The sequence below is a fragment of the Paenibacillus beijingensis genome, assembly GCF_000961095.1.
Lineage (GTDB): Bacteria > Bacillota > Bacilli > Paenibacillales > Paenibacillaceae > Paenibacillus_O > Paenibacillus_O beijingensis.
Window position 1 is genome coordinate 3,428,305 of sequence record NZ_CP011058.1, and the last position, 24,449, is coordinate 3,452,753.

The following is a 24,449-nucleotide window of genomic DNA, read 5'->3' on the forward strand; positions in this document are numbered from 1 at the left end:
TAACGGCAATTTTCGCTATGGTAGAACGACGGCGGAATCGGATGAAATCGAATGATTAAGGAAGTGAATGCTGCATGTTCGTACCTCAGGAGCAGAGCAGAGTGAACAAGCAGGAGCGCAGTGAGAGGCTTCTGCGGGAAGGACGCGAACGGTTTATTCGCGAGCTGGAAGGCCAGCTGAATTTGATTGCGGCCTTAATACAGCGCCTTCGTAACGGTCACAGCGCCGATGCTTCGAAACTTTACGGTATTTTTCATACGATGAAAGGCAGTGCGCCGATATTCGGATTGAAGCGCATCGGAACCGTTTTCGGAGAGCTGGCCGATGTTTGGGAGTGGACGCAGGAAGACAACCCGGCCTCAGATGCGGGCCGTTTAATTGAAGAATCACTGGAGCGGAGCAGTCGCTTACTCAATCAGATGCTGCTTGAATACGAAGTATCGAGCAAAGAGCTGGAGATGGAAAAGCGCGGAGGGCGCATCGGCCCCAAGCTCACCGCCAGCGGCCGGCTGCTTGTCATCGACGATGACGATGTGCTGCGGTCTTACTTGCGGAGCCGGCTGGAATTGGACGGTTACACCGTTATGGAAGCAGCCGACGTGGAAAGCGCGAAGAAGCTGCTGAGAGAATGGAAGTTCGATCTTGTCATGCTCGACTTGATGATGTCGCCCCAGTCCGGTTATGACCTGTTCGAATATTTGAAGGAAGACGCAACCTTGAAATGGCTGCCGCTGATCGTCCTGTCGGGACGGGAAGATCTGCAGGATAAGGTTCAATGCTTTTACTTGGGGGCGGACGACTATGTCACGAAGCCGTTTCAGTACGAGGAGCTGTCCGCGCGTATATACGGGCTTCTGACCCGCTCGAAGAACGTTGAAAATATGGCGTTTCGCGATCCGCTTACCGGCGCGTACAACAGGCGCTATTTCGATCATCAGTTCAGCGCGGAAATTCAGCGGGTGGAACGCTACCCGGCCCCGCTGTCGGTCGTCTTTATCGATATCGACCGGTTCAAGCAAATCAATGACGCTTACGGGCACGCCGTCGGCGATATGGTGCTGCAGGGGCTGGCGCATTTGCTGCAGCGCAGTGTCAGAGGATCGGATCTCGTTGCGAGGTACGGCGGCGAAGAATTTGTGCTGATGCTTCCGGCGACCGGCGGTCACGAAGCGCTGAGATTGATGGAGGATATCCGGCAGCAGGTGCATGGGGCGGTTATTGCCCGCGACGAGGAGAGTGAATACCGGATCACGTTCTCAGCCGGAATATGCGAATGGTTGCCGGGGTTGTCAAGGGAAGAATGCCTTAACCGCGCCGATAAGGCGATGTACGATGCAAAGCATCAGGGCAGAAACCGTGTTCTCTTAGCCGCAACCGGACAAGAAAGCTCCGGTTCCATTCCGGAATTACGGCGGCCGAGAGTGCTCGTCGCCGACGATGACGACATTCTCCGTTCGATTCTTGTCAGCAGCCTGGAGCCGCTTCCCATCGATCTCGTTTCGGTACACGACGGCGAAGCGGCTTATAAGGAACTGTTGGCCGGCTCGGTCGATCTATGCCTGCTGGACGCCGTTATGCCCGGCCGCAGCGGGTTTGAGCTGCTTCGGATGATCCGGGACGAGCTTCCCGGCAAAAGCATTCGTCACGTAAAGAGCATCCTGCTGACGGCCAGAAACAACACTGCGGCCGCGAAGAGGGCCGCAGCGCTTGGAGCGGATGAGTTTCTGGCCAAGCCGTTCTCGCCGGTGGAGCTGTCGTTGCTTGTGCGAAGGCTGCTCAACCTTCCTTCGGACCCAAGCTAAAGTGCGGCCGAGATGACGGAATTTTTCGAACCGTGCGAGCTCCCAGTGTGCAGATGGCGGAAATTCTCGCACCGCGGGAGCTCCCAGTGTGCGGTGTAGCGTCGCATGGCAGTGGTGAACCGCATGCATCACAATCGAAAGAGGCCGGCCAGCCCAAAAAGGATCGAATTCATGAGGCCAGTCCTGAGGCCAGTCCTGAGACTGGCCGGCGACGATCCTAACGGATCTCAAAACCGTTATTTGCAACAAAAAGCCCATTTCTCGATCGTAACGGATACCAGAGCCGTTATGGGGCGATAAATAGACGAAAGTACGGCCTTTTTCCGGGAATAGGCTCCGCTGGATCCGTTACATTTTTCATATGCTTCCTTTCTTTTAAATAGAGTCTATTAGATCCGTAAGAAATTCAATACACGGGGTTCCCGGCGTTTGCCGGGTTCCATGGGTCAGGGGTTCCCGGCAATTTGGCGGCTGAGGGTCTAATCGGAATGGGGATTCCGTCGCTTCCTGCTTCAAGGTTTGAGGCAAGGGAGCGTTGAGGTCAGTGGCCTCTCCCTTGGCTGCAATCGGCTGAAGACAAGCTAGACCTCAAAAGCAAACGAACCGGTCAAAGTTAACCCTTGACCGGTTCGTTTTGAAGGTTTTTTGAAGCTGATGAGCAAGTGAAATGAGTTCCTACTATTAATAGGACAGGTAATAGAACGGCGGTCGCACTATTTGCGTATCGACTAGTGGGCCGTCGGTTCTGTTTAATCGGCGCCCTTAGTAGAGCGAGATCGTGAGGGTATCCTTCTCGTTAAACGTATGGAGCGTCGCCTCGCTGCCGCTAATTTCCACGCTGATCAGCGATTTAATACAGCTTTTCAAGGCGTTTTTTCCCGTAATCAGCTTGCGGTTCAACACTTCAGCCAATTTATCAAGCGCTTTTTTGTTGTTTTGTTCATTAAAGTAGACGGGGATGTTTTTATTTTGAAACAGAATCATCGTTCTCATCTTAACCACTCCAATTCCATTAAAATGATTATTATTAGTATAGCCGAGAAAGATTAATAGATTCTTAAAAGTGCATTATAATTTTATGACATTGAAAGTTCAGTGCGCGCAAGCAACCGGCTTCCCTCCGTCGGTCACGAAAGACGACACTTCTGTTTTCTACGCACAACCACCATTTCCTTTGTTGAAACGTGTCTGGTCCAAAATTTTATCAATTGGAGCTCTGCAGCTAAAAAAAGCCAATATCCGCATCGCCTGCGTCATGGCCTATTATTAGGGATGCTATATGTATGTTTTAGGGATGCCCTATAATGGAAGATATCATCGTGTTGAATAGTTTACGATAACTTAACGAATGTGATAAAATTATTAAGCTCTAAAGTAATAATTGATGATGAACGCATATATTGGTAACGAGACGGGCTGCGGGGATCACGAAGATGAGGAACTAACATTTCTGCGGGAGAGGCGGGATCGTACCTATGAAAAAATTATCGGATCAAGTTACAATGCTGGAGATTGAATTGGTGGGCTCAAGCGGCCAGAAAAGCATCATTTCGCCTGTGTTGATTACAGGCGAGGACGGACCGACCCTCGTCGATGCCGGCATGGCGGGGCAATACGGCAATTTGGCGGCCGCGCTCCGTGAAGCGGGAGTGGAACCTTCGGATATCAAACGTATTCTGATCACCCATCAAGACATCGACCATATGGGCGGACTGCCGGAACTGCTGCTCGAATTGCCCCCTTCCGTAGAAGTATTCGCCCACTCGGATGACCGCCCTTATATCGAAGGCGAAATTCCGATGCTGAAGTTCAACCGCGAACGGCTCGCTCCGATGCTGCAATCCGCTCCGCCGGAAATAAAGGAGAAGCTGGAAGCGATGCTTGCGCATCCTCCGTTCGGCAAAGTAAACCGGATCGTTGTGGATGGCGAGCTGCTGCCGGTCCACGGGGGGATCCGGGTCATTCATACACCGGGACATACGCCCGGACATCTCTGCTTCTATTTGGAGCAGGATCGGATTCTGATAGCGGCCGACGAGTTGCGCGTTGTGAACGGGGAGCTGGAAGGGCCTGCGGAACAGGCGACGCCGGATATGCCGCTTGCTATCGCGTCCCTCCACAAGCTGACCGGATTACCGGCCCAGCGCGTCGTTTGTTACCATGGCGGATTGTATGACCGTAATCCGTCCGCCCGTATTACCGAGCTTGCCGCTCAAGGTGTCGCACGCTAGTCGCGCGTTAATCATTAACTTCGAGGGCACAGCCCTCTTTTTTTCTGCCCAATATCATCACTGCACGTTAGCGTCGGCTTAACCCGTTGAATAACCGCAGTGATCATAGTACGCTAGTATGTACGTAGACAGGCATATTCTCTTCATGCTCTCAACTTGCCCGTACATACATACGCTCCAGTCGTGCCGGGTGACCAAGTAACCGTCGCTCGTCAGCTGCAGGTCGACTTCGAACAGCCGGTGTCCAAGCTTACGTTTTGCAAAAAAACGCTTCGTACGTCGATCGGCAAGTAGGAGTATGGCTGTCATGCTAGACGTTATTTTGGCGGGCTTCATGACCTCCTTGCATTTATTCTTAGCGCTAATAACTGATTAACCGCGGAAGAATGATCTGAAACAGCCAACCGGATTTAATTTTAAAAAAAAGTTTTGGTGACCGGCAAATGCAAACGAAAGTCAGGGAAGGAGTGCGCCAATCGTGGGCACATTGATTAAATTCGCCTTAACCGGCTGCTTGAATACGGTGATCGATTACGCCGTCTTTGGTCTGCTGAATGCGCTGCTCGGCGTCAACTATTTGCTCGCGCAGACGATCAGCTTCGCCTGCGGAACGATCAACAGTTATTTGGTCAACCGGAAATGGACGTTTCAGCGCAGAGGGGGAGTCAGCGCGGGAGAAGCGTTGAAATTTCTGGCGGTAAACGGCTTTACTTTCGGAATTTCGACGGCGGTTCTTGCCATTTTGCACTCCGGATTGCAGTGGAATGCCCTCGCAGCGAAAGCAATCGCTGTCGTCATCGCTACGGCGGCAGGTTATGCCGCGAACCGGTATTGGGTTTTCCGGGAGGCGGAGACGCTCGTTTCTTCCGAAACGGCGAAAGACGAATGATGTCGAATGCGGGACGGAAACAGCCTGACATTTTTCCCGGCATTATAGGACGATCCGGCTAAAGTCCCTCTCGATAGGGTCGCGATACGCATAAAAAGTAATTTTAAAAAGGTGATCTAAATCATATCTGCCGCCCGGAAGTCCGCATCACGCGGGCTTTTTTGGGCTGTTCGCTGCGGATGGACCCTGAGTCCGAAGTCACAAAACAGACAAATTTTTTAAAGCGCTTGCATTTGTTCCCGCCGAAATGGAGCTTATCGGTTCCGTTAAAAAATGAGAGAAGCATTAAAGATTCCTTTCCGAAAAATAGGTAATGGGCACTTGGAAACGAATTGAAAAAAATGAACTTGAATGACTAACCTAAAAGTGACTTTTTCCCCTCAAGCTGATGCGACTTTGTGTGTCATAATCGACACATAGAATAAACCCGCCCAACCGATTCTTTCTGACGTTAAAGAAAAGGCAAGCGGGTTTTCGCTGGTAAAGTTGCCTTTTCACGGGAAATTTAGTTCTTCTGCTTGCGCAATACGCGAGTACGGCTGGTTTGACGGCAATTCTGTAAAGGATTCAAATGGAGGGATTTGAGATGACAGCTAACCTTGCTTTAATCAATGATTACCGTGATTTGAGTTTACAGATGGAAGAGACGAAAGAGAGCCTGCATGCTTTAATAGCACAGGAGCAAAAAAAGATCCGGCTGAAACAGTTTTTGAAATTTCTCGCCGACGATGAAACGCTCGGTGCCGGAAGCGAGAACGCAAGCGGACAGACGCTGGCGGAACTGCTCTTTTATACGGAATACCCGCTGCGCAAAGAGTTTGTCTATGACTACAACAAGAACCGTTATGTGCCGTCAGACCAAAAGCCGAGGATCGATCTGGCCGAGCTGATGACGCTGCTGCTGCAAAAATCGGGAATGACGGCCGGATGCGAAGAGCTGATGGACTATGTGCTGCAGGGAGGATCCGTGAAAGATTTTATGAAATCTTTCCCTTCTGATGTTTATTGAAATTGTATAGAACGAATGATTATCCTCAAATTGGAATAATTATTTTTGTCATTGTTGAATTAATCTAATCTTTAGGAAGTATAAAAAGCAATCAATGGAAAATTAGTAGTTTACAAAGTTATTCATATTGAATATAATCATCTCAAAAAAGTTCGCACAATTTTCGTTGCCGCTGCAAAAGTCATTTGTTATGCCTTTTAGTTCTCGAATTGAATAACTTTAATCAAATTAGTTATTCAATTAGAAAAAATGGAGGAGTGCCTTAGAACTGGACCGCATTTCAAAATGAATGGGTAAAAATAGCGACATTGGAGGATCTGGGATGGAACTTAAAGAGTATGGCCGCATCATAACGAAGCGTATATGGATGATTATTGCAATTGTTGCAGTCGTTTGTTCGTTAACCGCTGTGAAAAGCTATTATTTTACAACCCCGGTATATAAGGCGGATACGAAGCTTGTCGTGAATCAGCAGACGATGATCGGCAACGGAATGCAAACGCTCAATTACAGCGATGTTCAGACGAATATTAAACTGATTAATTCTTACAAGGAAATTATTAAATCGGCGGCCATTATGGATAAGGTGGCTCAGATCTATCCGGATTTAAAAATGTCTTCCGATGTGCTGGCAAGCAGGGTTTCGGTCAGCTCGGCCAGCGATTCGCAAGTCATGAACCTTTCGTTCACAAGCACTTCCTATACGCAAGCGGCCAAAGCGGTCAATGCGATTGCCAAGGTGTTCAAGGATCAAATCCCTTCGATCATGAAGGTCGATAACGTTGCGATTTTAAGTACCGCAAAGGTTGATGATGCAACGGCCCCCATTAATACAAAGCCGACGCTAAATATTTTGGTCGCTTTCATCGTGTCGCTTATGCTGGCGGTCGGCCTTGCTTTTCTGCTCGATTATTTGGACGACACCATCAAGTCGGAGCAGGATATTGCAAGCGTGCTGGAGCTGCCGATGCTGGCGATGATTACGAAGTTTGAAGCCAGTGGAAGCCAGTCACGAAAGCCTTCGGCTTCACAAAAGCAACCGGTAGGGGAGGGTAAATATGCCGCGGCTAATCAGTAATTCCAATTTGGTGACATTGCATACGCCCAAATCTCCGATTTCAGAGGCGTACCGGACGCTGCGCACCAACATCCAATTTTCATCTATCGACAACAAAATAAACGTGTTGATGGTTGCATCCGCTCAATCCGGCGAAGGCAAAAGCACGACGGTATCCAACTTGGCCGTCACGTATGCACAGGAAGGCAAAAAAGTGCTGCTTATCGATGCGGACCTGCGAAAACCGACGATGCATCGAATCTTCGGCTTATCTAACCGGGTCGGTTTGACAAGCGTCATTACCGGTCAGATTCGTCCGTCCGATGCGATTCAAAGTACGGAAGTAATTAACTTATCGTTATTGCCTTCGGGGACGATACCGCCCAATCCGGCAGAGCTGCTCGCTTCGCAGAAGATGAAAGCTTTTGTGAATGAAATGAAGGGCGCCTACGACATGGTCATCTTCGATACGCCCCCGGTTCTCGCTGTAGCCGACTCGCTTATTGTGTCTTCGGTGTGCGACGGCGTCGTTATCGTCGTACAGGAAGGCAGAGTGAAGCGCGAATTGGTACGAAAAGCGAAGGAAAGTCTTGAGCGGGTTAATGCGAAGCTGATCGGCGTCGTGCTGAACAACGTGAAGAAAAGCAAAGACGGTTACTACTATTACTACCGTGAAACAGCCGAGTAAGCGAGAGGACAGAAGTTCAGGTGATGCCTACTGTACCTTTATCAACGTAGGCACTCGGCCACGCTGTGGGTCTTGCATGTTGCAGACCTTAGACGTTCATCGTCAAGGGTGTGGTGTGAGGATGGGTTCGATGCCCGTTCTTTCATAACGATTCGATTTCTGAAAGTGTGAGCTATGCTCTTTGGTTTCATGGAGAGTATAGCTGACACTTTTAGTCTAGACAGAAAAAAATAATAGAGGATAGGGTGAATACGATGAAAAAAGTGAAAAAAGCGATTATTCCTGCAGCTGGACTTGGTACCCGTTTCTTGCCGGCAACAAAAGCAATGCCCAAAGAAATGCTCCCGATCGTAGACAAGCCCACCATCCAGTATATCGTCGAGGAAGCAATCGAATCGGGTATTGAGGACATTATCGTCGTGACGGGAAAAGGAAAACGGGCGATCGAGGACCACTTCGACATCGCGTTTGAGCTCGAACAGACGCTGCAGGAAAAAGGAAAGCTGGAAATCCTGGAAAAGGTACGGCGTTCCTCCAATGTGGAAATCCATTATATCCGGCAAAAAGAACCGAAAGGGCTTGGCCATGCGGTATGGTGCGCACGCAATTTTATCGGCGACGAACCGTTCGCCGTACTGCTCGGCGACGATATCGTCGATGCGGCGGTTCCGTGCACGAAGCAGCTCATCGACCAATATGACCGTACCGGCCGTTCGGTTATCGGTGTCCAAACGGTAGGCGTCGATCAAACGGACCGTTACGGAATCGTAGATCCGATCGAAACGGAAGCGCTCGGCCGTCTGTACCAGGTGAATCGTTTCGTGGAAAAGCCGCCGATCGGACAGGCGCCCTCGAATTTGGCGATTATGGGAAGATACGTGCTGACGCCGGAAATTTTTGAATATTTGGGTCATCAGGAACGGGGCGCCGGAGGCGAAATTCAACTTACGGACGCGATTCAGAAACTGAATGTCGATCATGGCGTGTTCGCTTACGATTTCGAAGGCGTTCGGTACGACGTGGGCGAGAAGCTCGGTTTTATTATGACGACCATCGAATTTGCGCTTCGCAGACCTGAACTGCGCCATGCTTTAATTACCGAGTTGGAAGGGCTCTTTGAAAGGGAAATCGGTAAACAATTGCTGTCGGCAAAGGGGGAATAAACGATGAACCCTTCCCGTCAACAGGATGAAGTGGTGATAAACGTTTATCCGGGACGGTTGTCCAATGTGAACAACCAAGGTCTTGCCGGTTACTCCATCTTCAAACGTTCGCTCGACTTTACGTGCGCGTTAGCCGGGTTAATCGTCTTAACCCCCCTCTTTCTCGTGCTTGCCATTCTGATCAAGCTGGAAGATCCGCGCGGCTCCGTATTTTTTTATCAGACCCGAATCGGGAAAAACGAGAAGCCGTTCAGGATGTACAAATTCCGCTCGATGGTGAGCAACGCGGAAGAAAGGCTGAAGGAGCTGCTCGACAAAAACGAGATTCAGGGCGCGATGTTCAAGATGAAGAATGACCCGCGCATCACGAAAGTCGGCAAGTTTATCCGCAAAACGAGTCTCGACGAGCTGCCGCAGCTTGTCAATGTGCTCAGAGGCGACATGTCGCTTGTCGGTCCGCGGCCGCCGCTCCCGAGAGAAGTGGCGGAGTATACGGAGCGGGACAAGCTGCGCCTGCTCGTAACGCCGGGATGTACGGGCCTGTGGCAGGTAAGCGGACGGAACGAATTGGGCTTCAAAGAAATGGTTGAATTGGATATCAAATATATCGAAAACCGCAGCATCGGCTTCGATCTGAAAATCCTGCTGAAAACGGTTAAAGTGCTGTTCGGCTCGAAAGACGCTTTTTAAACTGATACGGAGTTGAGAGTGATGGCAAGAATTCTTCATGTGTCCGAGTTTACGAAAGGCGGAATCGAAACTCATCTTAATGAAATACTGACATATCAGGCCGCTTTTCATGACGTTTACCTGATGGTTTCCGAACAAAACTCGAATAAAGATGCCTTGCACATTAGTCCCGACCGGTTGTTTCTCTATCCTTACAGGCGGCATCCGAAATACTTTGCCGGGGCGATGAAAAGCATCTGGAATACCGTTAAAGAAATCAATCCGGACATTATTCACATTCACGGCACGTTCGCAGGATTTTTCTTGCGGACGCTGCTTTTTTTTAAGAAGGAGCGCCCGGCCGTCATTTACTGCGCGCACGGATGGTCGTTTCTGATGGATACGGCTTCCTGGAAAAAGAAATTGTTCGGATGGATCGAAAAAGTGTTGTCGGCAAAAACGACGGATGCGATCATCAACATTTCCAACTATGAGTATCAATACGCGTTAAAGTACGGCATCCCGCCCAAAAAATCGGTCATCGTTTATAACGGCGTGTCGGAAGCGGAGAAGGCGTCCGAGCTGCCGTTCACGGCGAAAAAAGATCAAATCAATCTTCTTTACATTGGACGATTTGACCGGCAAAAAGGTTTTGATTTGCTGCTCGATGTTTTTAACCGGCATAAGTTTGCTAATGTCAATCTGTACTTGGTCGGCGATACCGTATTGAAAGATCAGCATCATTACGAGCTGCCCGACAATGCGATCAAAATCGGTTGGGTCAAAAACTCCGAGGTCGACAAGTACGTCAGGGCGTGCGATGCGGTCATCGTCCCGTCCCGCTGGGAAGGGTTTGGCATCGTCGCCATTGAGGCGCTGCGCAATCGAAAGCCGGTCATCGCAAGCAACCGCGGCGCGCTTCCGGAAATTGTCCAGCATGGCGTAAACGGCTATATTTTCGATTTTGACAAGAGGGAAGAGCTGGCGGCCATTATCAAGCAGCTCGACAAACCGACGCTTGAGAAAATGGGCAATACCGGGGAGCAAATATTCCGGAAAAAGTTCCACTCCAGCAAGATGAACGAGCAGATTGAACAGCTGTACGAATCCATTGTGCAGCGGCCAAATCCGCAGGTTGCGTTCCAGGTAAAAAAGTATGTATAGATCACATCTGATGAAATCTTCGATGGGTGTCGTTCAGCAAAGCTATCCGCCTTTGGATCAGCGGCTGGAGGCGGGAAGTTCCAAAGGGCAGCCGTTCTTTGCGATGTATTTGTGCATCTTGTTATTGTTGACGGTTTACCAGGATTTCCCGCTAGCCAATATGATCGGAGAGATTGGACGATCCCCGATCATTTTATTTATGCCTCTCTTTGTGTTATGTGAAGTTGTGCAATTGAGCAAACATAAGAAATTCATTGTCGCCACGAAGCTGCAAAAGTATTTGCTCGTTTTTATTTTGTATTTGAGTTTTATTAGCGTTCTCTACGTTTTCTTTAAATTCATCGGAGGAAGCTACCAATTCGGTTCGGAAAACATTTTGGTCAAATCGTTTAAGGTGCTCATTTATTTTATTTTGATTTTTTTGTATATCCGGCATTTGCATTTGGTTTTCTCAAAAATCAACAGCTATAAAGTGCTTTACGGATGCTTCTTTGCCATCGTTACGCTGCTGCTCTCGATTATGATCATTGAATTGATCAGCATTCCGAATGCACTGCCCTTTATGCATGCCGGAAGCAACCCTTATTGGCGGGTCAGGCTGCTCACTTCCGAGAGCAGTACGGCCGGCTCGATCGTTGTCGTTTACGCGGCGATTCTTGCCTATTTAACGCAGTACTTGGGTAAATTCGCCAAGACCGCATCGTTTATCTATATCATCGGTTTTTTTATCTACTATCTGGTTGTGACGTCTTCCAAAGGGTTTCTCATTGTCTGCATGCTGACGCTGCTGTTTACATTGATCAAATTTATGGACTTCCGGAAAAAGAGAAACTTTTTTCTGCTGATATTAATGGCCGCGCTCATGTATCTTTTCGTCTCTCATTTTTCGCAGGGAGTCGTCAACTCGTTCCAAAACGACATGGCAAATTATTCGTCATCATACACCCGTTTCGGAACGATTCTGATCGCCTTTATTACGGTCTTTCATCATCCGCTCGGAGTCGGTACAGGAGCTTATCTGTTTTATTTTCAAGAATACATTCACAGCGCAATCAACGGGTTATCGAATTTTTACTATAACATGTTCGGGATCAGCCAAATCAATACCGGCGAGCTGCTTCAATACGTATCATCCGATAAAAATTTGGGCGTCAAGTCGGGCTTGTTTCAATGGATGATGTTCGGCGGCATTTTTGCGCTTGTGTTCTTTTATTATGTCGCGAAGAACATGGTTAAAACCACGAAATCAAACGCGATTCTATCGCTCGCCGTCATCTTTATTTTGCTGTCGCTGCTTTTTATCGCATTGGAGATCAAGTACGAGGTTTGGTTGCTTTTTGCTTTTATCAGCTATTTCTTAAGTACGTCGGAAAGAAACCAATCCAGTTTAACGAAGGTGACAAAATGAAGATACTTATCGTTTGCAGCGACTTTCCGTACCCGGCCAACCACGGCGCGAGGGTGGATACTTGGGGAAGAATCAAAGTATTGCATGAAATGGGATGGGAGATCCATCTGATCGTATGCGGCAAAATCGCTCCTTCGCAAGAAGATCTTGACGTCGTCAATTCGTATGTCGACGAAGTTCAAATTTGCAACCGGAGAAGCAAGCTGCTCGATTTGCTGCATGTGTTCCCGATGCAGGTCAAATCCCGGGATGAGCTCCATAAAGCAAACATTTCGGCCGATTACGACTATGTGCTGCTCGAAGGAGACTACGTTTATCCCATTTTGAAACATCCGAATATTCGAAACGGCAGCGTCATCCTGCGCGTCCATAACGACGAAGCGTTATATTTCCAATCGCTCGCCAAGAGCACCCGAAATATGATTCATAAATTTTATTATTATATCGAAAGCAAAAAGTTTGAAGTGCTGCAAAAGAAAATACTTGAAGATATCGACAAGTATTTGTTCATTTCCAATAAGGAATATGAAAAATTTATCCGGATGCACCCGTCGGCCAAAAGCAAGTTTCTGCCGCCGCCGATCACGCAGGAGAGCTTTAAGGCAAGCTCGTTCCAGCATAAGCATGTCGTATTTATCGGCTCCTTGTTTATGCCGAACAACCGCGAAGCGATCGAATGGTATTTGAAATATGTCCATCCGCGCCTGCTGCAGGAGAGAGATTACAAATTCGTCGTTGCGGGCAACAGCCGCGGCCAGAGCTTAAGCTGGCTTGAAAATTACAATTTGACGAATGTGATCGTCCATGACACGCCGAAAAGCTTGGATGACATTTACAGCAGCGGTTACTTGTTTGTGAATCCGATGCAAAACGGAGCCGGAGTGAAAATGAAAACGATCGAAGCGATTCAGAACGGGCTTCCGGTCGTTTCCACGTCGGTCGGCTGCGAAGGCACGGGACTTGTTAACGGCCGGGATATTCTCGTCGCCGATGACGCCGAAGGGTTTTACCAGCATATCCAGCAGCTGCTGGACAACCCGATGCAGGCCAGGAAGCTGCTGGATGCTTCACAAAATTTTATTCGGTTAAATTATGATCATAAGGAAGTTTTAAACGGATTCATCGGGTCGCTCAGTACCAGTTATCAAATGGAGCAGGTGTTGTGAGATGGAAACTCGCAAACAGAACGTCTTATATATTACGCACGCGGATAAAAAAGGCGGAGCCGAGCAAAGTCTGATTCATTTGGTCAACTTTATGGACCGGAGAAAGTATTCGGTATTTCTTCTCAGTCCCAAGGATGCAAATTACCTTCATGAAATCCGCTCATCGTATGTGCATTTCCCGCTTACGCTGAACAGCATCAAGAAGCGGCTGGGCTTCGGGTATTTGCAGACGGTGCTGCGTATCCGCAAATTCGTCAAACAAAACAACATCGACATTATCCATGCAAACGGCTGGAGAGCGCCTTGGTATGCGGCTCCGCTAAAGTTTGGCGTGAAGAGCAAGCTCGTCTGGCATCACCGCGATCACACCCATCTGCGCATGTATAACAAAGTACTGCCGAGGTTCTTCAACCAGGTCATTTGCATTTCGCATTTCGTTGCGAGTTCCATTCAAGGGTCAAACAAAACCGTCATCTATAACGGCGTCGATCCGGGGCTGGCTCTCGCCGATAAAACCCGGAAGTTCATGGAGGACGGAACGCTTGTCATCGGAACGTTCGGCCGAATTGTGGAATGGAAAAGGTATCATCTGGTTGTGGAAGCGCTGAAGAAGCTGTCGGAACAAGGCATTCGCGCCTGGCAGCTGATCATCGTCGGCGACACATCCGTGGACGGTTCCGACGACTATTTCGACGGGCTGAAGCAGCAGGTTCAGGAAGCGGGCTTGGAAGATAAGGTGATCTTCTACGGCTACAGCAAAAAACCGCTCGACGTCATGGCCAAATGCGATGTGACGATTAACTTCTCGCATAACGAGCCTTTCGGACGCGTCATTATTGAATCGATGCTGATGAAGACGCCGGTTATCGTCTCCGACTCGGGGGGCGCGCCTGAAATTATTCAGCGTACCGGGGGCGGCTTGATCGTCAAAGACGGGGACACGGATGAGCTTGCGCTTGCGCTGCGCAGCATTTATGAGAACGACGTCGACTATGAGCAGTTGGCGGCCAAAGGGTACGCATGGGTGATGGAAAAGTTCAATATGGACACAATCGCCGGCGAGGTGTCGGATTTGTACCGGTCGCTGTCGGAATACGGTTTTAAACCGGAAGAGCGGCAAGGAACCGTGTACGAATCGGAACGGCTCAAGTCTAATCAATTGTAGGTGAACCTATGAGCACTTCCTATCAAAACGTAAATATCGCGAAGCTGTTCGCCGTCCTGAAGGGAGCGCTCGTCTTTTCCGTCAAAACAAGCTCCGCCGGACGGCTCAGCCGGATTGCCGGAAAGTTGTCGGTGAAGAACAAAGGCGAATTGATTATCGGGCGCAACGTGTCGTTCCAGGGGAAGCCGTTTCCTTCGAGCGTCTCCGTTGAGAAGGGAGCCAGGCTTACGATCGGCGACAACGTTTTTTTCAATTACGGGCTCGACATCGGCTGCACGCATTCGATCACGATCGGCAGCAACACGATCATCGGACCGATGGTGAACGTGATCGACAGCAACTTTCATCCGGTTGATGTGGAAGACCGCTCCAGGAGCAAGACGATTGTCATTGAAGAAAATGTGTGGATCGGGCGGGGAGCCGTCATTTTGCCCGGCGTCACGGTGGGCGCGGGCTCGGTCGTCGCCGCCGGCAGCATCGTCACGCGCGACATTCCACCCAGCGTGCTGGCCGGAGGAACGCCGGCGAAAGTCATCCGCGAAATTAAAGTGCCCGGCGAGTGGATCAGAAGATACAACTGAGTGGATGTGATGACTTGAATCTAACCCAAGGTTTTGCGTTATCGCATGTCGTGAAGCAGTCCAATCGGCTCGTAAGAGGGCTCTTGTTCAAGCTCCAGACGACGAAAAGCGGGAAACGGATCAAAGTTGCCGGACGCCACAAAATTTCGAAATGCAAAAATACAAAATTGATTATCGGCGATAAAGTGATGCTCTACGATTTCGTAAACTTTTATCTCGATAAGCCCGGCGCGGAAATCGTGATCGGCGACCGGACGTACATCAATCGCCGAACGGAGATCATGTGCAAACAATCGGTTGTTATCGGATCCGATTGCGCGATCTCGTGGGACGTCGTCATTACCGATACGGACTATCATCAAATAACCGGCCTTGACGCTAACGGATCGGTTATGAACGATGATGCCAAACCGGTCCGGATCGGAAATCACGTCTGGATCGGCTGCCGGGCCATCATCTTGAAAGGGGTCACCATCGGCAGCGGCGCCATTGTTGCGGCCGGCTCGGTCGTAACGAAAGATGTGCCCGCGGGTACGCTTGTGGCGGGAGTGCCGGCGAAAGTGGTGAAGCATGACGTTCATTGGACGTAAATCGCGAAGAAGAGCGATTGCGGTTTGAGGAGAGGAAGAGCATGACAGTATGGATGTGGCCGAAGACGAGCGATTTCAACTTGTATAACAATCTGCTGACGGAATCGCTTTACAGAGCCGGGATGGAAATCGAAGATTTAAAGCACGGCAAGTTCATGCTGAAGATCGGGAAGATCAAGGCACGGGATATTATCCATATTCATTGGATGCATCACGCCTACCAGCATCGGCTGCTGCCGCTGTTCGCATTCAAATCGCTGGTGTTTATCCTGACGCTGCTTTATTTGAAAGCAAAGCGCGTTCGGATCGTGTGGACGCTGCACAATTTGTATCCGCACAACGCCAAGCACAAACGGATGGAACGGTTTATGCGAACCCTGATTTGCCGGCTGTGCAATCATATCGTCGTCGCGTCGGATTCGATCAAGCGGCAGGTCATGAAGGAGTTTCAAGTGCCGGAGCGCAAGCTTTCCATTGTGAAGCACGGCCACTACCTTGGCGCTTACAAGCCGGAAGGAACGGATTTCCGCAAGCGCTACGGCATCGGCAAAGAGGCGGACGTGTACTTATTTCTCGGCGCCATCAAACCGTACAAGGGGGTCGAGGAGCTGGTCGCCGCCTTTAATGCTGTGAAGACGGAGCGGACGTATCTGATCGTTGCCGGGAAAGCCGATTCGCAAATGGAAGCTTTCTTCAGCGGGCTTGCCGATACGAAAAATATCGTCATGGATACGCGCTTCATTCCGAACGAGGAGGTGGCCGATTTGCTCGGAGCGGCGGATATTATGGTGCTGCCGTACAAGCAGATCACCACTTCCGGCTCGGCCATCTTGGCGCTGAGTTTCAAGAAGCTGCTCGTCATGCCGGACACGCCGTTCATTGACGATTATTTCGCGGAGAATATGGTGGTGAAGTACAATCCTCACGAGGAAAACGGACTTCAGCGCGCGATGCGTACCGCGCTCCATGTGAAACGAATGGAAATGTCGCTGCCGTACGAGGAAGTGCTGCAGGAGCTGGATTGGGGCAATATCGCCGTCAAATTAAAAAAAGTTTATCAAGGGTAAGCGAAGGGGAGATCCGTTTTGAAAGTCACAGTGGCCATTTGTACGCATAACCGCGCACAGGATTTAGGCGAAGCGATCCAGAGCGGACTGGATCAACCCTTTGGCGATGGTGAGCTCGAGGTCATTGTCATTGACAACAAGTCAACCGACAACACGGCGCAGCTCGTAAGCGCCATGCAGAAAACGGCGGGAGCGAGGCTTCGTTATATTATGGAGCCGAAGCTTGGGCTGTCGGTCGCGCGAAACCGGGCCATAAAGGAAGCGAGAGGGGAATACATTCTTTTTCTTGACGACGACGCGGTCGCTTCTCCGCAGTGGGCGCGGCAGATTGCGGACATCTTCGAAAGCGACCCGTTAATCGGCTGTGTCGGCGGCAAGATCGACCCGATCTGGCAAGGCGAGGAGCCGCAGTGGATTCCGGAGGAGCACCGGGGGGTTTATACGATTCTCGATTTTTCGCAGCACGTGACGGAAATGAAACCCCCGAACATTCCTTATGGAGCGAACGTCGCCTTTCGAAAAAGCGTATTTAAGGAAATGCAGCCCTTTCGCGAGGATTTGGGCAGAGTGGGGACAAATCTGCTATCCAGCGAGGAAAGCGAGCTGATCGCAAGGCTGCGCCAAAAATACAAGGTCTATTATTCCCCGTATGCTTCCGTGCAGCATAAAATCGCCAAGGAGCGGGCGACGAAGAAATGGTTTCTGCGGCGAATATTTTGGCAGGGCGTAGGCGATGCCGTCAGGGCGCAGGACCGAAGCGTGCTGAAAATCGCCAAGCATTCGATCCGGCTGCTTCAAGCGTTGGTTACGGCGCTGCTGTCCATCTATAATTTGCGCAAGCTGACACGCCAACTCGTCAACATATCCTACCGGAACGGATCGATCGTCGGCATTTTACGTTATACCAATAGGGGATGATAGGACGTTTATGGCTCAGCTTGCCGTTCATAAAGTGTTAAAAGGAAGCGGGATCTTCCAGACGATCATGCGAACGAGCGCCGTCAATCTGCTTGTGATGATCTTAAGCACATTGACCGCAATCGTCACCGCGCGAATGTTCGGAGTCGTCGGCAAGGGTGAGTTTTCAGCGGTTTTGTTTTGGCCGACTTTTTTGGCCGGGGTGGTCGGCTTCGGTCTGCCCACGTCATTGATTTACAACATGAAGCGCACTTCGGGCAAAGGAGCGGAGTATGTACGGGCCGGCTTTCTGTTTCAAATCCCGGTCAGCGTCATCGTCGGCGTCGTCTCCTGGAACTGCATGCCCTTGTGGCTGAACAACTATTCGGAAGCGGTCATCGCGATGGCCCGGTGGTATACGATTGCGCTGCTGCCGCTTTTACTGGCCATTAATTTGCTCGTTGCACTCGCGCAAAGCGTGGATAAGTTCAAAGTGTATAACGGCGTACGCTTATACGTTCCATTGCTCAATGTGGCGGGCCTGTTCGTCTTGTGGGCGGCAGGCAATACGAGGCTGGACTGGGCGGCGGCCGTCTTTTTTGCAACGACGACCCTCGTCGTCATCTGGTCTTTTGTCAAGCTGAAGGATGAACTCCGCATCAACTGGTTCCGCAAGCCGGACACCTTTTTCGTTAAAAACCTGTTTGGTTACGGCAGCAAAGTGTTCGGCGTCGACATGCTGGGCACGCTGTACTCGCAGTTCGACAAAATCATTATTTTATCGATGCTGACGGCAAAGGAGCTCGGGCTTTACACCGTTGTTTATGCGCTGTCGAGAATGTTCAACGTCGTGCAGATGGCGATTACAAATGTCATCTTCCCGAAAGTGACGGGCCTGAGCAAGGAAAAAATTATCGAAACGGTCGGCCGGGCATTCCGGCTGTCGCTCATCTTGATGACGATCATCGTCATTCCGAGCATGTTTATCGGGCGCTACTTAATGGGGATCTTATTCGGCTATCAATTTTTGGAAGCGAGCGCCGCTCTCTACCTGCTTTCGTTCGAATGCGTGCTGGGCGGGGGCTCGTGGATATTGGCCGCCTCGTTTAATGCGATGGGACGGCCGGGACTCGTATTGGTACGCCAAATTATCGCACTCGCCATTACAATTGGACTTTGCTTCATTTTCACTCCATTATACGGGTTGAACGGAATCGCGCTTGCATTGTTGATCGGCGCATTCATTCGGATGCTGGTTACTCTGACCTCCATGCGAATCGTGTTTAAAGTGAGGATGACCGAAATGCTGTTCAATAAAAACGATTTTCGTTATTTGCTTGAACGGCTGAAGATGAGATCAGTGATTAAAGGAGAGCGAAATCATGCAAACGGTACGTAGCATCCACCCCATGGATGAGCTGAAGGATCGCCTGCGACAGATCTTGAACGTCATTCCTTCCGGATCGAAAATTTATTACATCGATTACCCCGTTCACAGCAACGGCGGAGATTTGCTCATTATGAAAGGGACGGAAGCGTTCTTCAAAGCGTTCAACATCCGTGTGCAGAAACGGTACAGCGTTCTCGACTTCCCGCAGCATGCGGATATTCCGAAGGATCATATTATCGTCCTTCACGGCGGCGGCAATTTCGGCGACTTGTATCCCGTTCACCAGAAGCTGAGGGAGAAGATCATTGAAACTTACCCGAACCACCGCATTGTGATGCTTCCGCAAACGATCTTTTATCATGATGAAAAAGAGCTGCTGAAAACGGCGGCCGTCTTTAACAAGCATAAGGACGTTCATCTTTACGTTCGGGACACGTTATCGTACAAAATCGCCACCGATCATTTTTCGACCTGCAACGTCTACATGTCTCCCGATATGGCGCACCAGCTGTGGCCCATTCGGACGAGCTCCAATCCGGACAAAGAGCTGCTGTGCTTCTTCCGGATGGACATCGAGAAGACGGCGGAGCAGGAGAAGCTGGAAAGCTCGAATAAGGCCGATTACTTGGATTGGGTCAATCTATACAGCCGCTCGCAAAATAAAATCATCCGCTTGATCGCCAAGGTGATGCAGAGGAGCCCGGGGCTTCCCATGTACTGGGTGTGGAGCAAATATACCGATCATCTGGTCGGAAAAGCGGTGAACAGGTTCAGCCGCTATCAAATGATCCAGACCTCCCGCCTGCACGGGCATATTTTATCGTGCTTGCTCAACAAGCAAAATTTGCTGCTGGACAATTCATACGGCAAGAACAGCAATTATTACTTGACCTGGACCCAGAACATTCGTACCGCCGAATTGAATTCGGAGCGAAAACCGAAAAAGCCGGAAGAGACGGCGGAAGCGGCAGAAGCAGGTTCGACCCGGTTTCAAACTTCAACGAACAGAATGGAGGCAACGACATGAGAATCGTTCTTTTGTCAGGAGGATCAGGCAAACGGCTGTGGCCGCTCTCAAACGAATCCCGCTCCAAACAGTTTTTGAAGGTGCTGAAAAGCGATGACGGTCCGCTCGAATCGATGGTGCAGCGGGTATGGGGACAAATCGGCAAAGCCGGACTGGGCAATCACGCTTATATTGCAACGAGCAAGTCGCAGGTTGAAATGATTTACAGTCAGCTCGGAGTCAATTTGGAAGTGATCGTCGAGCCGGAGCGCAGAGATACGTTTCCGGCCATCGCGCTTGCCGCCACGTACCTGTATTCGGTCGCGGGAGCAGGCTTGAACGAATCCGTCGTCGTCATGCCGGTCGATCCTTATGTTGACGATTCGTTCTTTCATAAGGTGAAAGAGCTGGACGAGGTGCTGGATCGCTCCGGCGCCGATCTCGCCTTGATGGGCGTGAAACCGACATACCCATCCGAGAAGTACGGTTACATCGTTCCGGGGGCTTTAGGCGAAGCGGAAGGTGAATCCTATCTGAAGGTTGAAAGCTTCCGCGAAAAACCCCGCGAAGAAGAAGCGGCTGAAATGATCCGTCATCATGCGCTTTGGAACTGCGGAGTTTTTGCTTTCCGGCTGGACCTGATGATCAATATGCTGATCGCCGAAGGGTTTCCGATTCAGTACGAAGAGATGGCCCGGCAGTACGCCAAGCTTCCGAAGAACAGCTTCGACTACGAGGTTGTCGAGAAAGCGAACCATATCGTCGCCCTTCCTTACGAGGGCAGCTGGAAAGACCTCGGCACGTGGAATACGTTGACGGAAGAAATTGAAACGCCGCTGATCGGCAAGGGCATTCTTACAGACGACTCGCTGAATACACATGTTATTAACGAGCTGGAAATCCCGGTAACCCTGCTCAATGTGTCCAACGTCATCGTCGCCGCCAGTCCGGACGGCATTCTCGTATCCGACAAAGCGTCGAGTCCGCTCATTAAAGATGTGATGAAGCATTCCGAACAGCGTCCGATGTACGAGGAGCGGAGGTGGGGGCGCTACCGGGTGCTCGATTTCCTCAAATATCCGGACGGCAATGAAGTGCTGACGAAACGGATTTGCGTGGAAGCGGGCAAAAACCTGAGCTACCAGTACCATATGCGCCGCGACGAGGTGTGGACGGTCATCTCCGGAACGGGTGAGCTGCTGCTCGATGGCAAGCTGCTCCCGCTTGCAGCCGGCAATGTGTTTCGGATTCCGAAAGGAAGCCTGCACAGCCTGCATGCGCAGACGGAAATCGAAATCATCGAAGTCCAAACCGGCACGGAGCTGATTGAAGAGGATATCGTCCGTCTGGCACTCGATTGGAATGAAATCCGGACATTCATCAACGCGTGAAACTCGAAGATCAACAAGGAGAGTGAAACCTATGAAACTGACCGTCGTCGGAACCGGGTACGTCGGACTTGTTTCGGGCGTCTGCTATGCGGAGCTCGGCAACAGCGTAATTTGCGTAGATAAGGATCCTATGAAAATCGCAACGCTGCAAAACGGAGGCATCCCGATCTATGAGCCGGGGCTGGAGGAGCTTGCGGCCGCGAACGTCGCCGCGGGGCGCCTGAGTTTCTCCTCCGATTTGACGAGCGCGGTTAAGCAATCGGACATCGTCATTATTGCGGTCGGAACGCCGCCGCTGCCGAGCGGGCAGGCTAACCTCACCTATATCGATCTGGCTGCTGCCGAGATTGCCGGCGCGATGAACGGCTACAAGATTATTGCCGTCAAAAGCACGGTGCCCGTCGGCACCAACGAAAGGGTGCGGGATATTATCCGCTCTCACACCGGCGAGCCGTTCGACAGCATCTCGCTGCCGGAATTTTTGCGCGAAGGATCGGCCGTGAAGGACACGCTCCATCCCGACCGCATCGTCGTCGGAGCCGATTCGGCGAAGGCGGCGGACGTAATGCGGGAGCTGCACGCCAAGCTGACCGACAATATTGTCGTAACCGACATCCGCAGCGCTGAAATGATCAAGTACGCCTCCAACGCCTTTTTGGCGACGAAAATCTCGTTCATTAACGAAATCGCCAACATTTGCGAAAAGGTCGGCGCCGACGTTACGCAGGTTGCGGCCGGCATGGGGTACGACAAGCGGATCGGCGATTCGTTCCTGAAGGCGGGCATCGGATACGGCGGCTCCTGCTTCCCGAAAGATACGCAGGCGCTGATCCAGATCGCCGGCAACGTCGATTATGAATTCAAGCTGCTCCGCTCCGTGGTGGAAGTGAACCAGGATCAGCGCTATAACGTGATCCGCAAGCTGGAGACGATTTTCGGCGGAGATCTTAAAGGAAAAACGATCGCGATTTGGGGCTTGTCCTTTAAGCCGGAAACGGACGATGTGCGGGAAGCGCCGGCGCTGGAAATTATCCGGCATCTGACCGGTCACGGCGTTCATGTGCGGGCGTACGATCCGATTGCAACGGACAACTTCCGCAGCACCTACGGCAGCGGCGAAGTGGCTTGGTGCGCGAGTGCGCTGGAGGCGGCCGCCGGAGCGGACGCGCTCTGCCTGCTGACGGAATGGGAAGAATTCTCCCAGGTCGATTTGAACGTGCTGCAGCATGTGCTGAAGCAGCCGGTATTGATTGACGGACGCAACGCGTTCCGGGAGGAAGATCTGGCGGATACCGATTTCATTTATTATTCGGTTGGACGGCCGAACCTGAACAAAGGCGTCAAGGAGCCGGTGCCGACACTGCAATTTTAACACGTAGCCGCTTACGCAGAGGCATTCATCTCGCTTTCAAAGCGAAATGTCCGGTCATTCTTGTTCGAGAAGGCTTCGTATATCGAATTTATTCATTTTCGGGGTGGGAGCGGGGCTTCCGCCTCGTTTTGTTTTTTGGCGTACTCCGCGAAAGGGGGTGAGCCCCGGGTTTCAGTCCAAGCTAGTCGGTCCGCATCGGCTGGCCAATCCGCGTCGGCTAGCCAGTCCGCCCGGGCTGTTCCGCCTCACGAGGCTATCAAAACCTGCAAAAGTGCAGTTTTTATCGATCGAATTCGCTTTTCGGAATGAAAAACCTGCGATAATAATACAGGAATTCAACCATTTTTTTCTGAACTTGAGTGTGTTCAGCGTAAAAAAAGTGTATTATTGCAGGAATTTTTACGTGATAGAACTATTAGAAGAAAAAAGATGTATAAATGCAGCTTTTTCAAAAATGAGCTGATGTTTCTTTAGACGCAACAGGAAGTTTAACTGCTCTAAAGTGTTAAAGTGCGTAGATTTTCTGTTCGGCATGAAAAACTTCCTCTAAACCGGGTCATTCATCGTGGAAAGGGTTCGAATAGATTTGAACTCGGTCTCTCGTCATCGAAAGGACTCGATAGAGGTTTTTTCTTTATGACGATAAAAAAAGGATTGGGAGGGAATTAAACGTGAATTTACGCAAGAAAATAACCGTTTCGGCATTGGTGTTGTCGATGACGGCCTCATCGCTTTCCGTGCTTCCTGCTGCAGTCACAAGTCCGGTTTCCGGTTTCGTCGGTCCGAAATCCGTATATGCGGCTCCTGCCGACAGCTTCATTCAGCCGCTGCTCGTGCAGTTGAACGCTCTTCATGCGGCGCTGCTGGCGGGCGATCCGGCCGACGTTCAGGATGTGCGCAAGCTGCGCAGCGAGATCGCGGCACTGGATCCGGCTTCGAACCTTGCGCTGACGGATCCGGTATGGAGCAAAATCGCGGCCAAACTGCCCCCATCCTTCGATAAAGAGGCGCTGCGGCTGAAAGTGTTCGAACTGTTTAAAGCGATTTTCACGCTCCAGTACGATCCGCAAGCGAGCGATCTGCTGGCGATTTACAGCGATCCCGGTTACCGTGCAGCGCTGCATACGATTGCAGTCGCCGGCGGGGACTCCAACATTACGTTCGGAGATTTGTTCATCTTTTTGTTCGAAGTCCAGGAAACGACACGCGAGCTGGTCGGCGGCTTGAGCCAGGGACAGCTGCTTCAGCTTGCGGCCAGCCGTGAAAAACGAAACGAATTGGCTTTGGAAGGCTTGAATATCGTGCTGGAAAAGGACGAGTCTTTCAGCGCCATCCTGAATAACTTGGGCATTACGGCGCAGGACATCCGTTCCACCGTATTGAACTTCCAGCTCAAGCTGAAGACGTACAGACCGGCATCCGGCGCGATTGCGGTCGCTGCGCTGCGCTTGAGCGCAAAAGAGACGGTTAAGATTACAGGCGGCGGCAGAATCCATCATTACGGATTGACGGTCCGTGGCGTGACGGTGCCGTCGTTTGCGCTGACCTGGTCCAAAGTTTCCGGAAGCGCCGACGTCAGCGTATCGCCAAACGGCAAGGTGTCGATTCCAAACGGCGTGCCGTCCGCTTCGGCCGTCATCCAGGCGAAGCTCACGAACCCTTTCGGCGGCAATGATAAAGTGATCTTTGAGGAGGAAGTGACGCTTACGGCCGAAAAAGGCGGTCCCAAAAAGTAATCATGGAG

General features: G+C 50.7%; 22 protein-coding genes. 21 read left to right on the plus strand and 1 reads right to left on the minus strand.

Annotation, left to right across the window (positions count from 1 at the left end):
* The first annotated feature begins 74 nt into the window (after positions 1-74).
* Positions 75-1,802 (plus strand): diguanylate cyclase, encoded by a 1,728-nt coding sequence (locus VN24_RS15505; protein ID WP_045671128.1) that lies wholly within the window; start codon positions 75-77, stop codon positions 1,800-1,802.
* A 762-nt stretch (positions 1,803-2,564) separates the two neighbouring features.
* Here VN24_RS15505 and VN24_RS15510 read toward each other — a convergent pair.
* The gene (locus VN24_RS15510) at positions 2,565-2,795 is read right to left on the minus strand and encodes a hypothetical protein (protein ID WP_045671129.1); all 231 of its coding nucleotides are present in this window, start codon (positions 2,793-2,795) and stop codon (positions 2,565-2,567) included.
* Positions 2,796-3,277: 482 nt separating this feature from the next.
* Here VN24_RS15510 and VN24_RS15515 point away from each other — a divergent pair, with 482 nt between their 5' ends.
* The 20 genes from VN24_RS15515 (at position 3,278) to VN24_RS15615 (ending at position 24,441) form a co-directional block, all read left to right on the plus strand.
* Entirely contained in the window at positions 3,278-4,033 is a 756-nt protein-coding gene (locus VN24_RS15515; RefSeq protein WP_045671130.1) for an MBL fold metallo-hydrolase, read from the plus strand.
* 478 nt (positions 4,034-4,511) lie between these two features.
* Positions 4,512-4,922 carry a GtrA family protein gene (locus VN24_RS15525; protein WP_052702986.1) on the plus strand — a complete coding sequence of 137 codons (411 nt, stop codon included), beginning with the start codon at positions 4,512-4,514 and terminating at the stop codon, positions 4,920-4,922.
* A gap of 586 nt (positions 4,923-5,508) precedes the next feature.
* Positions 5,509-5,931, plus strand: a complete 423-nt coding sequence (locus VN24_RS15530; protein WP_045671133.1) for a hypothetical protein — start codon at positions 5,509-5,511, stop codon at positions 5,929-5,931.
* A 322-nt stretch (positions 5,932-6,253) separates the two neighbouring features.
* The gene (locus VN24_RS15535) at positions 6,254-7,009 is read left to right on the plus strand and encodes a YveK family protein (RefSeq protein WP_045671134.1); all 756 of its coding nucleotides are present in this window, start codon (positions 6,254-6,256) and stop codon (positions 7,007-7,009) included.
* Positions 6,990-7,676 (plus strand): CpsD/CapB family tyrosine-protein kinase, encoded by a 687-nt coding sequence (locus VN24_RS15540; RefSeq protein ID WP_045671135.1) that lies wholly within the window; start codon positions 6,990-6,992, stop codon positions 7,674-7,676. The genes VN24_RS15535 and VN24_RS15540 overlap by 20 nt, the downstream gene beginning before the upstream one ends.
* Positions 7,677-7,930: 254 nt before the next feature.
* Positions 7,931-8,839, plus strand: a complete 909-nt coding sequence (gene galU, locus VN24_RS15545; RefSeq protein WP_045671136.1) for a UTP--glucose-1-phosphate uridylyltransferase GalU — start codon at positions 7,931-7,933, stop codon at positions 8,837-8,839.
* A gap of 3 nt (positions 8,840-8,842) precedes the next feature.
* Positions 8,843-9,529, plus strand: coding sequence for a sugar transferase (locus VN24_RS15550; protein WP_082083789.1), 687 nt, complete (start codon positions 8,843-8,845; stop codon positions 9,527-9,529).
* A gap of 21 nt (positions 9,530-9,550) precedes the next feature.
* Positions 9,551-10,672, plus strand: coding sequence for a glycosyltransferase family 4 protein (locus VN24_RS15555; protein ID WP_045671137.1), 1,122 nt, complete (start codon positions 9,551-9,553; stop codon positions 10,670-10,672).
* Entirely contained in the window at positions 10,665-12,080 is a 1,416-nt protein-coding gene (locus tag VN24_RS15560) for a hypothetical protein (protein ID WP_045671138.1), read from the plus strand. Before VN24_RS15555 ends, VN24_RS15560 begins: the two co-directional genes overlap by 8 nt.
* Entirely contained in the window at positions 12,077-13,246 is a 1,170-nt protein-coding gene (locus VN24_RS15565; RefSeq protein WP_045671139.1) for a glycosyltransferase family 4 protein, read from the plus strand. The genes VN24_RS15560 and VN24_RS15565 overlap by 4 nt, the downstream gene beginning before the upstream one ends.
* A 1-nt stretch (position 13,247) precedes the next feature.
* On the plus strand, positions 13,248-14,411 hold the full coding sequence (locus VN24_RS15570) for a glycosyltransferase family 4 protein (protein ID WP_045671140.1): 1,164 nt from the start codon (positions 13,248-13,250) through the stop codon (positions 14,409-14,411).
* Between the two features lie 8 nt (positions 14,412-14,419).
* A complete protein-coding gene (locus tag VN24_RS15575) occupies positions 14,420-14,992 on the plus strand; it encodes a DapH/DapD/GlmU-related protein (protein ID WP_082083790.1) in 573 nt (190 codons plus the stop codon).
* A 14-nt stretch (positions 14,993-15,006) separates the two neighbouring features.
* Positions 15,007-15,582, plus strand: coding sequence for an acyltransferase (locus VN24_RS15580; protein WP_238590707.1), 576 nt, complete (start codon positions 15,007-15,009; stop codon positions 15,580-15,582).
* A 41-nt stretch (positions 15,583-15,623) separates the two neighbouring features.
* Complete coding sequence (locus VN24_RS15585; RefSeq protein WP_045671141.1) at positions 15,624-16,649, plus strand: glycosyltransferase; 1,026 nt, start codon at positions 15,624-15,626, stop codon at positions 16,647-16,649.
* An 18-nt stretch (positions 16,650-16,667) separates the two neighbouring features.
* Positions 16,668-17,567 carry a glycosyltransferase gene (locus VN24_RS15590; RefSeq protein ID WP_045671142.1) on the plus strand — a complete coding sequence of 300 codons (900 nt, stop codon included), beginning with the start codon at positions 16,668-16,670 and terminating at the stop codon, positions 17,565-17,567.
* Between the two features lie 10 nt (positions 17,568-17,577).
* Complete coding sequence (locus VN24_RS15595; protein WP_045671143.1) at positions 17,578-18,945, plus strand: oligosaccharide flippase family protein; 1,368 nt, start codon at positions 17,578-17,580, stop codon at positions 18,943-18,945.
* The gene (locus VN24_RS15600) at positions 18,929-19,963 is read left to right on the plus strand and encodes a polysaccharide pyruvyl transferase family protein (protein ID WP_082083791.1); all 1,035 of its coding nucleotides are present in this window, start codon (positions 18,929-18,931) and stop codon (positions 19,961-19,963) included. Before VN24_RS15595 ends, VN24_RS15600 begins: the two co-directional genes overlap by 17 nt.
* Positions 19,960-21,333, plus strand: a complete 1,374-nt coding sequence (locus VN24_RS15605) for a sugar phosphate nucleotidyltransferase (protein ID WP_045671144.1) — start codon at positions 19,960-19,962, stop codon at positions 21,331-21,333. Before VN24_RS15600 ends, VN24_RS15605 begins: the two co-directional genes overlap by 4 nt.
* A gap of 31 nt (positions 21,334-21,364) precedes the next feature.
* Positions 21,365-22,705 carry a UDP-glucose dehydrogenase family protein gene (locus VN24_RS15610; RefSeq protein WP_045671145.1) on the plus strand — a complete coding sequence of 447 codons (1,341 nt, stop codon included), beginning with the start codon at positions 21,365-21,367 and terminating at the stop codon, positions 22,703-22,705.
* A 671-nt stretch (positions 22,706-23,376) separates the two neighbouring features.
* Positions 23,377-24,441, plus strand: a complete 1,065-nt coding sequence (locus VN24_RS15615) for a hypothetical protein (RefSeq protein ID WP_045671146.1) — start codon at positions 23,377-23,379, stop codon at positions 24,439-24,441.
* Positions 24,442-24,449: the final 8 nt, after the last annotated feature.

Excerpts from the sequence above, each read along its gene's own strand:
- VN24_RS15505 (WP_045671128.1), top strand. The coding sequence starts at position 75 with ATGTTCGTACCTCAGGAGCAGAGCAGAGTGAACAAGCAGGAGCGCAGT.
- VN24_RS15510 (WP_045671129.1), bottom strand. The coding sequence starts at position 2,795 with ATGAGAACGATGATTCTGTTTCAAAATAAAAACATCCCCGTCTACTTT.
- VN24_RS15515 (WP_045671130.1), top strand. The coding sequence starts at position 3,278 with ATGAAAAAATTATCGGATCAAGTTACAATGCTGGAGATTGAATTGGTG.
- VN24_RS15530 (WP_045671133.1), top strand. The coding sequence starts at position 5,509 with ATGACAGCTAACCTTGCTTTAATCAATGATTACCGTGATTTGAGTTTA.
- VN24_RS15535 (WP_045671134.1), top strand. The coding sequence starts at position 6,254 with ATGGAACTTAAAGAGTATGGCCGCATCATAACGAAGCGTATATGGATG.
- VN24_RS15540 (WP_045671135.1), top strand. The coding sequence starts at position 6,990 with ATGCCGCGGCTAATCAGTAATTCCAATTTGGTGACATTGCATACGCCC.
- galU (WP_045671136.1), top strand. The coding sequence starts at position 7,931 with ATGAAAAAAGTGAAAAAAGCGATTATTCCTGCAGCTGGACTTGGTACC.
- VN24_RS15550 (WP_082083789.1), top strand. The coding sequence starts at position 8,843 with ATGAACCCTTCCCGTCAACAGGATGAAGTGGTGATAAACGTTTATCCG.
- VN24_RS15555 (WP_045671137.1), top strand. The coding sequence starts at position 9,551 with ATGGCAAGAATTCTTCATGTGTCCGAGTTTACGAAAGGCGGAATCGAA.
- VN24_RS15560 (WP_045671138.1), top strand. The coding sequence starts at position 10,665 with ATGTATAGATCACATCTGATGAAATCTTCGATGGGTGTCGTTCAGCAA.
- VN24_RS15565 (WP_045671139.1), top strand. The coding sequence starts at position 12,077 with ATGAAGATACTTATCGTTTGCAGCGACTTTCCGTACCCGGCCAACCAC.
- VN24_RS15570 (WP_045671140.1), top strand. The coding sequence starts at position 13,248 with ATGGAAACTCGCAAACAGAACGTCTTATATATTACGCACGCGGATAAA.
- VN24_RS15575 (WP_082083790.1), top strand. The coding sequence starts at position 14,420 with ATGAGCACTTCCTATCAAAACGTAAATATCGCGAAGCTGTTCGCCGTC.
- VN24_RS15585 (WP_045671141.1), top strand. The coding sequence starts at position 15,624 with ATGACAGTATGGATGTGGCCGAAGACGAGCGATTTCAACTTGTATAAC.
- VN24_RS15595 (WP_045671143.1), top strand. The coding sequence starts at position 17,578 with ATGGCTCAGCTTGCCGTTCATAAAGTGTTAAAAGGAAGCGGGATCTTC.
- VN24_RS15600 (WP_082083791.1), top strand. The coding sequence starts at position 18,929 with ATGCAAACGGTACGTAGCATCCACCCCATGGATGAGCTGAAGGATCGC.
- VN24_RS15605 (WP_045671144.1), top strand. The coding sequence starts at position 19,960 with ATGAGAATCGTTCTTTTGTCAGGAGGATCAGGCAAACGGCTGTGGCCG.
- VN24_RS15610 (WP_045671145.1), top strand. The coding sequence starts at position 21,365 with ATGAAACTGACCGTCGTCGGAACCGGGTACGTCGGACTTGTTTCGGGC.